19 protein-coding genes are annotated in these 13,245 nt (G+C 69.3%); all 19 read left to right on the forward strand.

Annotated features, from left to right (window positions below; genetic code table 11):
* Positions 1–560 precede the first annotated feature (560 nt).
* The 19 genes from ACWD5D_RS03055 (at position 561) to ACWD5D_RS03145 (ending at position 13,113) form a co-directional block, all read left to right on the forward strand.
* Complete coding sequence (locus ACWD5D_RS03055; RefSeq protein WP_451371029.1) at positions 561–1,547, forward strand: hypothetical protein; 987 nt, start codon at positions 561–563, stop codon at positions 1,545–1,547.
* A gap of 30 nt (positions 1,548–1,577) precedes the next feature.
* Entirely contained in the window at positions 1,578–1,817 is a 240-nt protein-coding gene (locus ACWD5D_RS03060; RefSeq protein ID WP_451371030.1) for a hypothetical protein, read from the forward strand.
* Between the two features lie 152 nt (positions 1,818–1,969).
* On the forward strand, positions 1,970–2,296 hold the full coding sequence (locus tag ACWD5D_RS03065; RefSeq protein ID WP_451371031.1) for an HNH endonuclease: 327 nt from the start codon (positions 1,970–1,972) through the stop codon (positions 2,294–2,296).
* Positions 2,297–2,530: 234 nt separating this feature from the next.
* A complete protein-coding gene (locus ACWD5D_RS03070; protein ID WP_451371032.1) occupies positions 2,531–2,893 on the forward strand; it encodes a hypothetical protein in 363 nt (120 codons plus the stop codon).
* Entirely contained in the window at positions 2,847–4,367 is a 1,521-nt protein-coding gene (locus ACWD5D_RS03075; RefSeq protein ID WP_451371033.1) for a hypothetical protein, read from the forward strand. The genes ACWD5D_RS03070 and ACWD5D_RS03075 overlap by 47 nt, the downstream gene beginning before the upstream one ends.
* 9 nt (positions 4,368–4,376) lie before the next feature.
* The gene (locus ACWD5D_RS03080; protein ID WP_451371034.1) at positions 4,377–4,610 is read left to right on the forward strand and encodes a hypothetical protein; all 234 of its coding nucleotides are present in this window, start codon (positions 4,377–4,379) and stop codon (positions 4,608–4,610) included.
* A 10-nt stretch (positions 4,611–4,620) separates the two neighbouring features.
* Positions 4,621–6,036 (forward strand): phage portal protein, encoded by a 1,416-nt coding sequence (locus ACWD5D_RS03085; RefSeq protein WP_451371035.1) that lies wholly within the window; start codon positions 4,621–4,623, stop codon positions 6,034–6,036.
* The gene (locus ACWD5D_RS03090) at positions 6,029–7,006 is read left to right on the forward strand and encodes an HK97 family phage prohead protease (protein ID WP_451371036.1); all 978 of its coding nucleotides are present in this window, start codon (positions 6,029–6,031) and stop codon (positions 7,004–7,006) included. The genes ACWD5D_RS03085 and ACWD5D_RS03090 overlap by 8 nt, the downstream gene beginning before the upstream one ends.
* A gap of 280 nt (positions 7,007–7,286) precedes the next feature.
* A complete protein-coding gene (locus ACWD5D_RS03095; protein WP_451371037.1) occupies positions 7,287–8,582 on the forward strand; it encodes a phage major capsid protein in 1,296 nt (431 codons plus the stop codon).
* Between the two features lie 64 nt (positions 8,583–8,646).
* Complete coding sequence (locus ACWD5D_RS03100) at positions 8,647–9,138, forward strand: hypothetical protein (RefSeq protein WP_451371038.1); 492 nt, start codon at positions 8,647–8,649, stop codon at positions 9,136–9,138.
* Positions 9,135–9,416, forward strand: coding sequence for a hypothetical protein (locus tag ACWD5D_RS03105; protein WP_451371039.1), 282 nt, complete (start codon positions 9,135–9,137; stop codon positions 9,414–9,416). Before ACWD5D_RS03100 ends, ACWD5D_RS03105 begins: the two co-directional genes overlap by 4 nt.
* Positions 9,417–9,422: 6 nt before the next feature.
* Positions 9,423–9,755, forward strand: coding sequence for a hypothetical protein (locus tag ACWD5D_RS03110; protein WP_451371040.1), 333 nt, complete (start codon positions 9,423–9,425; stop codon positions 9,753–9,755).
* Between the two features lie 6 nt (positions 9,756–9,761).
* Positions 9,762–10,571, forward strand: a complete 810-nt coding sequence (locus tag ACWD5D_RS03115; RefSeq protein ID WP_451371041.1) for a hypothetical protein — start codon at positions 9,762–9,764, stop codon at positions 10,569–10,571.
* Between the two features lies 1 nt (position 10,572).
* The gene (locus ACWD5D_RS03120) at positions 10,573–11,034 is read left to right on the forward strand and encodes a hypothetical protein (RefSeq protein ID WP_451371042.1); all 462 of its coding nucleotides are present in this window, start codon (positions 10,573–10,575) and stop codon (positions 11,032–11,034) included.
* A gap of 37 nt (positions 11,035–11,071) precedes the next feature.
* Positions 11,072–11,410, forward strand: a complete 339-nt coding sequence (locus ACWD5D_RS03125; protein ID WP_451371043.1) for a hypothetical protein — start codon at positions 11,072–11,074, stop codon at positions 11,408–11,410.
* Entirely contained in the window at positions 11,407–11,712 is a 306-nt protein-coding gene (locus ACWD5D_RS03130) for a hypothetical protein (protein ID WP_451371044.1), read from the forward strand. The genes ACWD5D_RS03125 and ACWD5D_RS03130 overlap by 4 nt, the downstream gene beginning before the upstream one ends.
* A gap of 3 nt (positions 11,713–11,715) precedes the next feature.
* Positions 11,716–12,195: a phage tail tube protein gene (locus ACWD5D_RS03135; RefSeq protein ID WP_451371045.1), complete on the forward strand. Its 480-nt coding sequence runs from the start codon at positions 11,716–11,718 to the stop codon at positions 12,193–12,195.
* A complete protein-coding gene (locus tag ACWD5D_RS03140; protein ID WP_451371046.1) occupies positions 12,192–12,665 on the forward strand; it encodes a hypothetical protein in 474 nt (157 codons plus the stop codon). Before ACWD5D_RS03135 ends, ACWD5D_RS03140 begins: the two co-directional genes overlap by 4 nt.
* A gap of 7 nt (positions 12,666–12,672) precedes the next feature.
* Positions 12,673–13,113 carry a hypothetical protein gene (locus tag ACWD5D_RS03145; protein WP_451371047.1) on the forward strand — a complete coding sequence of 147 codons (441 nt, stop codon included), beginning with the start codon at positions 12,673–12,675 and terminating at the stop codon, positions 13,111–13,113.
* Positions 13,114–13,245: the final 132 nt, after the last annotated feature.

Here is a 13,245-nt window from a genome sequence, read left to right on the forward strand (position 1 = left end):
GGACTTGCCCCGGCCGCGTTCGTCAGGGGCTCCGACCGCCGCGAGATAGCCGCCGCCCTTGGCGGCGCCGGCTGGTTCCTGGCTCTCGAGCGCCACCAGTCGAGGACGGCCTCTGCGAGCATCACACCGAAGCTCGAAGCTGTCGTAGCAGCTGGCGCTCCACTACAGCGACACCCCAGCAGCGAAGTGGTCGACGCCACGGACAGACTGGTGGCGGCCGTCTTTAGCTACCACGAGTCCCGCGACCCTCAGCAGCTCGAAGCAGCCGCCCACGACTTCGGAGCCGCGGTCCGCACCGTCTTGCACCCGCCCGCTCGCCGCCGCCTTTCCTGGCGCCGCAGGGGCCAGTAGCTGGTAGACGAACGCTGATCGTGAGCCCTCGCAAAGGGCAGGCGTACCGGGCGGCCGTACACCGCCCGCGTCGGGGCGGGCCGCGCGAACCCGTGCGCCCGAGAGGGGTAGAACCCCGGCTCACCACCAAACACCCTAAAAGTGAGGCCCTGTTGTCAGAGCCTGGTGCCATCCTTGCTTCCGAGGCAGTAGTGACACCAGGAGTTTCGATGGCGCCCACCCTTGACCCGCTCACCGTCCAGCGGCTCGCGTACATCCGATACCTGCACCGCGAGGGCATCGAGCAGAGCCGACAGCCGCCCCCGCTGCGATCCCGCGCCATCACCTCATTCCACGATGCGGTCGAGAACTACCTCGGCCTCGTGGCACAGCACCTTGGCATCGAACTGGCCCGCAACACGGAGTTCATGGCCTACTGGGCGGCGATCAAGCCTAAGTTCGAGCTGCCCAAGAAGGAGCAGATGCGTCGGCTGAATGACGTGCGGGTGTCACTGAAGCACAACGGAACGTTCCCGAGCGGGCACCACATCGAGCAGGCCCGTGAGACGCTCGCCGACTTCTTTACCACCGTCACGCCGAGGGTCTTCGGTGTTCACTTCGACACCATCGACATGGTCGACCTGCTCACCCAACCTGAGGTCGCCCAACTGCTGCGAGACGCCCAGACCCACGCCGACATCGGGGACTACACCCAGGCTGTGGCGGGGCTGTCACTCTCAATTGACGCCTTGGTCGATCACTATGCCGTCCGTGAGTTCGGAGGTACGGGGTCGCCGTTCTCCTTCGGGCCGAATATCGCGTGGCACGACGATCCGAAGCTTGACGGACGTAGTGCTCCGCGCGACGGGCGCCTGGCCAAGCTGACTGCGATCGCCGAGTCCGCACAGCATGCCTTGCGGGCGATCAGTATTGGGATCGACTACGCGAGCCTTGCGCGATTCAAGATCATCGCGCCTCGGGTCATCCAGTACCTTGACGGCGGTCAGAGCTACGTTGTGGCGGAGTACCACGAGGCTCTGACGGCGGACGATTACGACTGGGCACGGCACTTCGTCATCGAATCCGCGCTCCGAGCTGCCGGCGCCGACGGTATTGAGCAACTGCGACAGGATCGACTTGAGTCAGGCCGACGCCGCACAGAGACTCTGCCCGAGCGCTCATGGACCGGGCCAGCGCGACCGGCTGCCGATGCCTGAACTCTCCCGAGGGCTGGGCACACTGGACATATGAGCACCGTGCGTACCGGACGTGATGGCCGGCCTCTCGTCACCACCACCCAGGCCGCCTATAGCCTGGGCATGGACCCGAAGCAGTTCCGGGACTGGGCGCGCCGCCGTGCCCTGACTCCGGCCGGCTCCAAGCCCAACCCCATGCGTGGCCAGGCCCTCGCCCTGTGGGACCTCGCCGACATCGCCGACGGCGTACGCCGCCAGGACGCCAAGCGACCCGCCTGTCAAGGCGCCTGACCAGCATCTACTTGACATCGATCAGTGCGCCGCTCATTCTGTGAGACGGTGGCACCGCTGTCGGGAAGGTCTCAACACCCCACCGCCACCAGAACACAGCATCCCGAGCCCGGCCACAGCGCCGGGCTCTGGCATGTCCGGGGGTGGTGGCCATGCCCCAGCTCACGGACCGGGAGATCGAGCGCCGCACCAGGCAGGCTCGCAGTGGCCGGCCCTGGCGCAGGGTCCAGGCCCAGGTCTACGCAGAGGAGACCCACTGCTGGTGGTGCCACAAGTGGGTAGACCAGTCGCTGCCCGGCACGACCCATCCCATGGGTCGCACCGTCGACCACGTCCACCCACTGTGGCTCGGAGGGGATCCCCTTGACCGGACGAACTGCCGGCTCGCCCACCGACGGTGCAACACCGCCCGGAACAACCAGCTGCGCGCCGCGCAGCGGCCGCGCCCCAGCTTCACCGTAGACACGGCAGCGCTCTGACCTGCACATATGTCTCCGACCTGGGGATTTGCGGGGTGCGTTCAAGATCAATCTCAGTCAAGATCATCAGGCAGCGATCTTCGATCAAGGCCCTGACCTGCGAAAACGTCACAATGTCCAATTCGGGCGTTTTTTTGATCAAGGGGTGGCCGACCCCGCCCCCACCTGACCCTCCCTCTCCCCCCGCGATTTTTTGGGCATGCCAATGATCTTGGAAAGAGAGAGTGGAGAACAGTGGAGGAGCCTGCCGGTCTCGGTGAGCGGGGCCGCCGGATGTGGCGGGAATCCCTGGCGATCTGGTCTCTGACTCCGGCGCATCTGGTGCTGCTGGAGGAGGCTTGTCGGATCGCTGACCGGCTCGAATTGCTCGATTCCATACTGCGCGTGTCCTCGGCCGATGTCAATGTCGATGTCGCACAATTCGCTGATATTTCGGGGCTGTTGGCGGAGTCCCGGTCACAATCAGCCGCTCTCAAGGCGTTGTTGGCGGAGATCCGGCAGGGCCAGTACGGCGCTTCTCCGGCCTCGGTCGATCCGACAGGGGGTGCGGGTGTCTCCGACCTCACCGCCCGCATCGCGCGCAAGGCCCAGGGCTGAGCTTGCCCCGCCGGCCGCGTACACGCTCGGGCCGGAGGCCTGCGAGCTCGCCGAGCGCGCCGGGCTGGTCGCGGACCCGTGGCAGGCGGACAGCCTCGACCTGATGATGTCCGTGCGCCCGGACGGAAAGTGGGCGTGCTTCGAGTTCGCCGAGTGGGTGCCGCGCCAGAACGGCAAGGGCGCCATCCTCGAGATCAGAGCGCTCGCCGGGTTCCTGCTGCTCGGTGAGAAATTGATCATGTGGAGCGCCCACGAGTACAAGACGGCGATCCGCGCGTTCCGGCGGATGAAGCAGCTGTTGAAGCGTCTGGGCAAGCAAGTCGGCGCGAACGAGAACCTGCTCGAGGTCGACGGCATCCGCATCAAGGTCATCAACACCAACGGTGAGGAAGGCTTCGAGCGCCTCGACACCAACGCGGAGCTGAAGTTCATCGCCCGCAGCAAGGGCAGCGGCCGCGGCTTCACGGGACACGTCAACATCATCGACGAGGCCTTCGCCTACACGTGGGAGCAGAACGAAGCTCTCATGCCGACGATGCGGGCGGTCCCGAACCCGCAGATCGTCTACACCAGCACGCCGCCGCTCTCCGGCGACAGCGGCGACGTGATGTACGCGCTGCGCCAGCGAGCCGAAGCTGGAGGGGACGCCTCGCTGGGCTACCGCGACTGGGGCCTGGACGGCGACCTGGAGCACCTCGCCGACATCGACCTGGACGACCTCGCGCTGTGGGAGCAGACCAACCCGGCCTGGGGGCGCCGCGTCACTGAAGAGGCGACGGCGCGCGACCGGCGCGGCATGAGCGACCAGGGCTTCGCCCGCGAGATTCTCGGCATCTGGCCGAAGCGCGTCGAGGGCTCCACGGTTATCGACCCGGCCAAGTGGGCGGCCATGCTCGACGAGCACTCGCAGCGCGACCGGGACGCCGGCCTCGCCCTGGGTGTGGACATCAGCCCACTGCGGGACTCCGCCGCGATCTGCGTGTACGGGCTGCGCGCGGACGGCCTGGGCCACGCCCAGCTCGCCGACTACCGGCCCGGGACGAAGTGGCTCATCCCGCGGCTGGTAGAGCTGCGCGAGGCCCTGGAGCCGCTCGCCATCGCCATGGGCAAGGGAACCTTCGCCTTCCTGAAGACCGCCCTCGACAAGGAGGGCTTCCAGCTCCCGGAGGACCCGGAAGAGCCGGAGCCCGGCGACCTGGCCGTGACCGGGGCGATCGACATGGCGGCCGCCACCGGCCAGGTCCTCGACGGCGTTCGCGAGCAGGCCTTCCGGGTCCAGCCGAACCGTCACCTCGACGTCGCCGTGGCCGGCGCGAAGACGAAGGCCTCCGGCGACACGATCGCCTGGACCCCGACCAAGAGCGACGTCGACATCACCCCGCTCGTCGCCATGAGCCTCGCCCGATGGTCGTACGACGCCCGCTCGCACCTGCTCGCCGACGCCGAATACGACGTCCTCGAATCGATCTTCTAGGAGGTGCGCGTGGACGTCCCGGACCTCCAGGTGAAGAAGCTCGGGGTCATCGTGCCGGTGACCGCGCAGCAGTTGCTCGACGCCGGGATCCCGCTGCCGCCGGGTATGGAGGCGCCATCGGAGCCTGCGCGGCCGTCGCTGTACCGGCGGTGGCGGTGGGTCTTCCTGGACGCCGTACGACGCGGCCGTGAGCGCGTCGGTTTCTGGATCGCCGGCGTCGACCCCGACGACCTGGATTGGTAGGCGATCGCCCGTGAAGTGGTGGCCCCGGCGCAAGCCATCCCTGCCAGTCGACGACGCAGGTCCGGTCCTCGTCGGCGACATCTGGATGGACGCGCGCGGCCGTACGGCGAGCAGTTGGCGTGCGACGGCGCGCGCCACGTGGGGGCGGCGGCTCGGTGTCGCGATGCGTGGCGTGCGACAGGCTGGCGGGTGGGTCGTCGGTGTCGAGTCCCGTGGCGCGGTCGAGAAGCGCGCCATCACGTCGGTGCCTTGGGATCAGGGCGGCCCGATCGGCTCGGGTGGCGCAGTCAGTGTCGACCGGGCGCTCCGTCTGGCGCCTGTGTTCGCGGCCGGCCGGATCCTGTCGACGAACCTGGCAGCCGCGCCGCTGTACCAGTACCGGCAGGTCGGCGACAGCGTGCAGCAGCTGCCACTGAGCTCGCTGTTCGCGAGCCCGTCGACGCAGGGCAATCTGCACGACTGGATCAAGCGGGCCGTCCTGTCGATGGTGTACCGGGGCAACGCCGTCGGCTACGTGACCGCCCGGGACTACCTGGGCTACCCGACGATGGTCGAGTGGCTGCCCATGCACTGGGTCCAGGTCGTCGACTCGATGTCGTACGGCGAGGGAAGCTTCGTCAACCCGATCTGGTACGTCCTCGGTAACCGCGTCGAGCCCGAGGACATCGTGCACATCCCCTGGTTCACGGTCCCGGGAAAGGTGCTCGGCCTGTCGCCGATCGGGGCATTCGCCTCCATGGCGTCGACGAGCCTGGCCGCGCAGGAGTACATGGAGGCCTGGCACGCCACTGGCGGGGTCCCGCCCGGCACCTTCAAGAACACGGCCAAGAAGGTCGACCAGGCGGACGCCGCGGTCATCAAGGCCCGGCTGGTCGAGGCCATCAAGTCCAGGCAGCCGATCGTGCACGGCGCCGACTGGGACTACGAGGCCATCACCGTGCCCGCGTACGAGGCGCAGTTCATCGCCACGCTGAAGCTCGGCGCCACGCAGATCGCGGCGATCTACGGTGTGCCGCCGGAGCTGATCGGCGGCGAGACCGGCGGATCGATGTCCTACAGCAGCCCGGAGCAGCGCGAGATCGAGCTGATCCAGCTCACGCTGAAGCCGTGGATGGCCACCTTTGAGTCTCACCTGTCGATGCTCACCCCGAGGGGGCAATGCGTGGCGTTCGACAGCGACGCGCTCATCCACATGGACCCGCTGAGCCGCTGGGCGATGTACGAGAAGCAGCGCCTGATCGGCGGCACGAACGTCGACGAGATCCGCAACAAGGAGCGGATGCCGCCGCTGCCCGACGGCCAGGGCCAGGACTACACGCCGCTGCCGATCGCGGCCGGCGTCTCCATCACCCCGCCGGCGATCCGCAGCGATGACGACGACCCGCGGCTGCGCCTGATCCGGGGGAGAGGACAACAGCATGGCTGACCAGGGCAACATCACCGCGCCGAACGCGGCAGACCTGGATGCGGCCGCCCGCCGGTATGCGGCCGCGCAGGGCTGGGCGATGCCGGACGGCTCGTATCCGATCCGGCCCGCGGACATGCACGGCCGCCAGGACCTCGAGGCCGCGATGCGCGCCGTGGGCCGCGGCGGGGCCAGCCACAACGCGATCCGCGCTCACATCATCAAGCGCGCTCGGGCCATCGGCCTGAGCGACCTCATCCCCGACAACTGGGCAGCCGACGGCAGCCTCACCGGTCAGAACGCCTTGGAGGGCACTGTGGAGATCGAACGCCGGTACACCTCCGGCGACACCGGCAAGGCCGAACTGCGCGCCGACGACGGCGCCAAGCGGATCGGCGGCTATGCGGCCACCTTCAACCGGCAGTCCAAGAACCTCGGCGGGTTCATCGAGGTCGTCGACCCAGTGGCCTTCAACCAGTCCCGCGGAGACGGCTGGCCCGACGTCATCGCCCGCTACAACCACGACGACATGGCGCTGCTGGGCACGACCGCAGCCGGCACCCTGCGCATGGGCATCGACTCGTACGGCCTGTCGTACGACGTGGTGCCGCCGTCGTCGATGTCGTACGTCACGGAGCTGGTCGAGCGCGGCGACGTCCGCAAGTCTTCGTTCGCGTTCCGCACGCTGGACGACGACTGGACGATGACGGACCAGGGTTACCCGCTGCGGCGCCTCCTCGGCGTGCAGCTTGTCGACGTCGCCCCCGTCAACACCCCCGCCTACAACGACACCTCGGCCGGCCTGCGCTCGCTCGCGACGAAGTTCGACGCCGACCTCGAGGAGGTCCGGTCGATGGCCCAGGCCGACGAGCTGCGCAAGTTCTTCGTCCGCACCAACGGGCCGTCCCCGGCACGCCCGAAGAAGAAGGGCATCGCAGGCCACGCCGCTGCGGCGGCGCTGCTGGCCCGGCGCGAAGACCCGTACGTCTGAGCCCTCACGGGCCGCGTACGCACTGCATCACCAAGACCCCCGCGTAGGGGGCGGCACGACAGTCCTGGACCGCGTAACCGCACCGCCACGGCGTCGACTTGGGCAACCCCCGGTCGGTGTCCGCGCTGGGTGCGGCGAAGCACACAACGGGCCGCGTGTGACACGGAGAGGGATCAGCGGACCGCCGGTTGCGAAAAGGCGCCGGCCGCCGGCACCCCCAGGGGTGTGGGACCGCGAGGGCTCCCGGTCGAGATCGATTCGATCGGACGGGAGTCCACCCATGTCGGACATGGTGAAGAAGCTGCGGGAGCGGCGCGCCCAGGTCTGGGAGCAGATGAAGGCGATCGCCGACCGCAGCACCGAGGAGAACCGCAACCTCACGGCCGAGGAACAGGGCCAGTGGGACGTGATGAACGAGGAGCTCGACAAGCTCGACCAGCGCATCAAGGCCGCGCTGGACACCGAGCAGCGGGCCAAGGACGCCGACGACGCGTTCAACCGACTCCACGGCGGCGGCCAGGGCGGCTCGCAGCGCGGCGGCCAGGGCGGCGGCCAGGGCGGCGGCCAGCAGCAGCGCGGCGCCGACGGCGGCCAGGGCGGCGGGCAGCAGGGCGGCGACCGCGGCGAGGAGCTGCGGTCCTTCCTCCGTGGCGAGCGCGGCCGCTTCTACGACGTTGTCCCCGAGGGCCCGGTCGACTACCGGTCCCTGACCAAGGGCACGCCGACCGCGGGCGGCAACACCGTGCCCACCAGCTTCTACGACCGGCTCATCGCCCACCTCATCGAGGTGTCCGCGATCATGCAGGCGGGCGCGACCATCCTCAACACCGACTCCGGTGAGGTCATCCAGGTCCCGAAGACCACTGCGCACTCGGCGGCCGCGATCGTCACCGAGGGCAGCCCGATCTCGGCGTCGGACCCGGCGTTCGGGCAGATCCCGCTCGGCGCCTACAAGTACGGCACGCTCATCCAGGTGTCGCGGGAGCTGCTCGACGACACCGGCGTCGACCTCGAGGGCTACCTCGCCATGCAGGCGGGCCGTGCCCTGGGCAACGCGTTCGGCGCGCACGCCATCACCGGTACGGGCACCTCCCAGCCCCGCGGTGTCGTCACCGACGCCACCCTGGGTGTCACCGGCGCGACCGGCGTCACCGGTGCCTTCTCCGGCGACAACCTGATCGACCTGTTCTTCAGCGTCATCGCCCCGTACCGGGCGTCCGCATCCTGCAAGTGGGTCATGAAGGACGCGACGGTCGCCAACGCCCGGAAGCTGAAGGACACCACCGGCCAGTACCTCTGGCAGCCGGGCCTCCAGGCCGGCGTCCCCGACATGATCCTCGGCAAGCCGGTGCTGACCGACCCGAACGTCGCCGGCGTCGCCCTGTCGGCGAAGTCGGTGCTGTTCGGCGACTTCAGCCAGTTCTTCGTCCGCTTCGCGGGCGGCGTCCGCTTCGAGCGCAGCGACGACTACGCGTTCAACACGGACCTGGTCACCTTCCGGGCCCTGCTGCGCGCGGACTGCTCGCTCGTCGACCTGACGGGTGCGGTCAAGTACTTCGCCGGCGCCGCGACCTGACCATCCGGGGGCCGGAGTGGCAGGCCGCCGCTCCGGCCCCCGGATCCGACACGAAGGAGAAGGCATGCCGCAGCCGAAGACCCTCAACGGCGCGACCGGCATGATGTGCCACGGCGCAGCCATCGCCGACCCGTCCGGCGGCACCACCGTCGACACCCAGGCACGCGCCGCCCTGGTGCCGCTGCTCGCCGCGCTGCGCACGGCGGGCGTCATCGCGGGCGCGGCGGGGATGCCCGCCAGCCTCCCCTACGACGGAGGGCGGCAGCGCCCCGCCCTGGCCTCCGCCATCTCCGATCCGAGCGGCGGTACGGCCGACACGCAGGCACGCACGGCGATCACGGCGATGCTGGCGGTCGCGCGGTCCGCCGCGATCGTGGCGGGCGGCACGGCGGATCCGGTGTTCACCCTGAACCAGCCCACCATGCAGCTGTGCCAGGGCGCGGCGATCGCCGACCCGTCCGGCGGCGCCACCGTCGATGTCGAATGCCGGGCCGCCGTCACCTCGGCCCTGGCCTCGATGCGCAGCTACGGTCTGATCGCGGGAGCCACGGCGTGAGCCGGGCGATCCCCCTGGCCACGGGCACGGCCGACGCCCAGGGACTGTCCGGGGCGTGCACGCTCGTCGGCTTCTGCGCGCGGGAGACCGGCGGTACGGCCTCGGCCGACGTGACCCTGCGGGACGGCACCGACACCAGCGGGGCCATCAAGGCGATCCTGCGCCTGCCGGCGAACGGCAGCCAGGCCGCGTCGCTGCCGCCCGTCGACTTCACGACGGGCATCTTCGTCGACCGCTCCGGCACCGGCTCATCCGAGCTGGTCCTCTACATCCAGTGAGGAAGCATGAAGATCCGCATGAAGACCGCCGTGTCCGGATCGCGGAATGGACAGCCGTGGCCGCCGCGTGGCGGCACGCTCGAGCTGCCCGACAGCGAGGGCGCGGCCCTGTGCGCCAACGGCCTGGCCGAACCCGTCGCGGACGACGTGGACGCCAGCGTCGAGACGGCCATCCCCGAGGGCGACGCGGAGAAGCGGGCCCTGACCACCCAAACCGCCGCGGCCGTCACCCCGAACGCCCCGGCAGCCGAGGCCGAGCCGCCGATGCCGGCGAAGAAGGCGGCGCCCGCGCGGAAGGCCGCCGCCAAGAAGACCGCGGCCGCGCCCGCGAAGGACTGATCCGGCGTGGCGTATGACCTCGGCGCGGTCGTCCGGCTGACGGTCTCCGTCACTGACGGCTCCGGTCAGCCAGCGAACGCCGGGAACATGGCGCTCACCATCGGCCTGCCGGATGACACCACGGTGACCGTCAACTCAGTGACACCCGCATCGACTGGCTCGTACGCCTACAGCTACGCGACGACGCAGGCCGGGCGGCATACGGTGCGCTGGCTGGCCACCGGTGCCAATGCGATGGCCTACACCGACGTCTTCGACGTCCGCGACCAGGCCCCGGTCGCCATCGTGTCCCTCGCGGACGCGAAGAAGCAGCTGAACATCGCGGCCACGGACACGAGCGACGATGACGAGCTGCGCGGCTTCATCACGGGGGCCAGCCTCGTCGTAGAGCGGGAGCTCGGCACAATCGTCGCTCGCCGCACCTTCACCGAGCGATGCACGCCGGACAGCGGCGGGCGCATCCTGCTCAGCAACGTGCCCGTGCTCGCCCTGATCAGCGTGCAGACCCCGGATGGGGCGACGACATGGAACGTCGCCAACCTCGACTTCGGCACGGCTACCGGGCTCGTCGCGGCGAAGACCGGCACTCCGCTGAACGGGGACGTCGGCATGACGTACAAGGCGGGGCTGCGGATCGTCCCGGACGACTACCAGCTCGCGACCCTCATCATCATCCAGCACCTGTGGGAGACCCAGCGAGGCACGATGAGCGTGCAGCTCGGCGGCGACGGCGAGCCCTGGATGCCCGGTAAGGGCTACGCCATCCCACGTCGCGCCCAGGAACTCCTCGACACGCAGCTCCCGGGGGTGGCTTGAGATGGCGTGGACATCGAAGCTTCCGGACGCCATCGACGCCCTGGTGGCCATCTTCACCACGGCCGAAGGCCTGAACGGTGTGACCGTTCGAGATGGCGCCTTCGTCTCCCAGGCCCGGGTCAAGGAGATCGTGTCCGTCGGCTACACCGGCGACGACGGCGAGAACGACGCGGACGCAACGCTGGTGACAGAGGGCCTTGGCGGCAGCCCGGACCGCGAGCAGCTGATCATCCGCTGCGCGGCCGCTGCCCTCAAGGGCGGCACAGACCTGCCCGCCGCCCGGAAACGGGCCTACGAGCTGTTCACCGCGGCCGCGGCCGCGATTGCCGCGAACCGCACCCTGAACGGCGCCGTGATGCGCGCCATGATCTCCGCCCACTCGCTGACCCAGGGCCAGACCGATAAGGGCGCCCAGGCCGTCGTCATCTTCCAGGTGTCCTGCGACGCCTTCACCGGCCGCTGACTCCACACCTGCCCCGCCCGACAGAACAGGAGGCGCGATGACCGCGCTCGTAACCCAGGTCGTGCCCAATGTCGGGCTCGACATCGGAACCTTGCCTGTCGCCGCCACCAACGGCGACACTGCGGCCTGCGGCTCCGGGACGTTCCTCTATGTCAAGAACGCCAACGCCGCCGCCTGCACGGTCACGCTGACCACGCCCGGCCAGGTCGACGGCCGACTCGCCATCGCCGACAGCAGCTTCACGGTCGCGGCGACCACCGGAATCGGCATCATCCCGCTCATCGCCAGCCTGTACGCGGACCCGACGACCGGCCTCGCGACCATCAACTACTCCGTGACCGCCACCGTCACCGTCGCGGTGGTGAGGGTCCCGTGACCGACACGATCGTGATGCGGCACCCGACGCTGCCGCCCACCCAGGAGATCGAGGTCCCCCGGGGCGCCATGTCCCACTACACCCTCGCGGGCTGGCAACTGGTGCCGCAGGAGGAACTCGACGAACGCGCCGCTCGGGCGGCGGCCGCCGCCGCGGAGGCCGCGGAGGCCGAGAAGCAGGCGGAACCCTCCGCCGCTCCGGACACGGCAGCAGCAGACGAGCCGGACACCTCCGAGCCGGCGGACACATCCACCAGGCCGGCGCGGCCCCGCGCCCGGGCGCACGAGAAGAAGGGCGAGTAACCGATGCCTGCCACCCCGATCTCCGCAACGACCCGGTACATCCCGCCGGGTACGACCCGCTACTACTGGGTCGCTTCGATCTCGAACTACCTCAGCCCGACCCGCACGGAGCTGAACGCGGGCTCCGACCTGACGGCCGAGGTCCAGGCGGTGTCCGGCTTCGCCACCAACTCGGACCAGCAGGACACCCCCGACCTCGGCAGCCGGTTCGTCTCCAAGATCCCTGGGAGGATCACGGCGGACGACAGCAGCATCACGCTGTACGCATCGGCGAACTCGTCGGACGCCCGGACCCTGATGCCGCGCGACACCGCCGGCTACATCGTCATCCTGCCCGAGGGCGACGTGACGGGCCAGAAGATGGACGTGTTCCCCGTCAAGGTCACCGGCGTCCCGAAGAGCCGCGACGTCGAAAACCCGGCGACGATGACGTTCCAGTACGCCATCACCAAGATCCCCGCCGAGAACATCACGATCCCGTGAGCATCTTCGTCCGGGACAGCGGCGACCTGCGGCGGATCAGCCGCGAGCTGCGTGCCATGGACGACAAGAAGGTCAAGACGAAGTTCCGGCGGGAGCTGCGGAAGGCGGCGCAGCCGCTCGTGCCGAAGGTCAGGGCCAGCATCCGCAATATCCCCTCCAAGCGGGCCTACAGCCCCGACGGGCTGCGCGGCTCCCTGTCCCGGGCCACGCGGATCGAGGTGAAGACCACCGGACGCGAGGCAGGCGTCGCAATCCGCGTCGACGGGCGGAAGATGCCCGGCCACATGAAGTCCCTGCCGTCGATGGTCGAGGGCAAGAAGCGTTGGCGCCATCCGGTCTTCGGTAACCGCGAGGTGTGGGTCGACCAGCCCAAGCATCCCTACTTCTACAACGTCGTCCGCGCCGCCGGGCCACTGGCCCGACGCGCCGTCAGCAAGGTCCTGGACGACATCAGCAAAGAGATCAGCTAGGAGCAGCATGGCACTCAACCGCGACGCCATCCTCGGCGCCGTCGATGTCCAGAGCGATACCGTTCCTGTCCCCGAATGGGGTGGTGACGTCATCATCCGGGGCCTCACGGGCGACGAACTGGACGCGTTCCAGGGCAGCATCCGTCAGTTCCGGCCCAGCTTCGACGGCAAGGGTATGGAGCCCGTCCTCGTCCAGGACGGCATGCGTGCCAAGCTCCTGGTGAAGTGCCTGGTCGACGAGGCCGGGGAGCGGCTGTTCACCGACCAGGACGCCCCCGTCCTCGGCGCGAAGAACGGCTCGGTCATCGACCGCCTCTACGACGTCGCGGCCCGGCTGTCGGGACTGTCCGAGGAGGAGAAGGCCGAGCTGGAGGGAAACTCCGGAGCGCCGACGGAACCCGGCGCTTCTACTTCGTCCTCGCCCGCGACGTCTTCCACTGCTCCGTAGCGGAGATGCTCCGCCGGGTCTCTGCCCGCGAGCTGGCGGAGTGGGAGATCTTCTACCAGATCCAGGCCGAGGAAGACGAGGCGGCCCAGAACGAGGCTGCGGAGCCTCGGCGCAACTGGCCATGACCCAACC

The sequence above is a fragment of the Streptomyces sp. NPDC002520 genome, assembly GCF_053595235.1.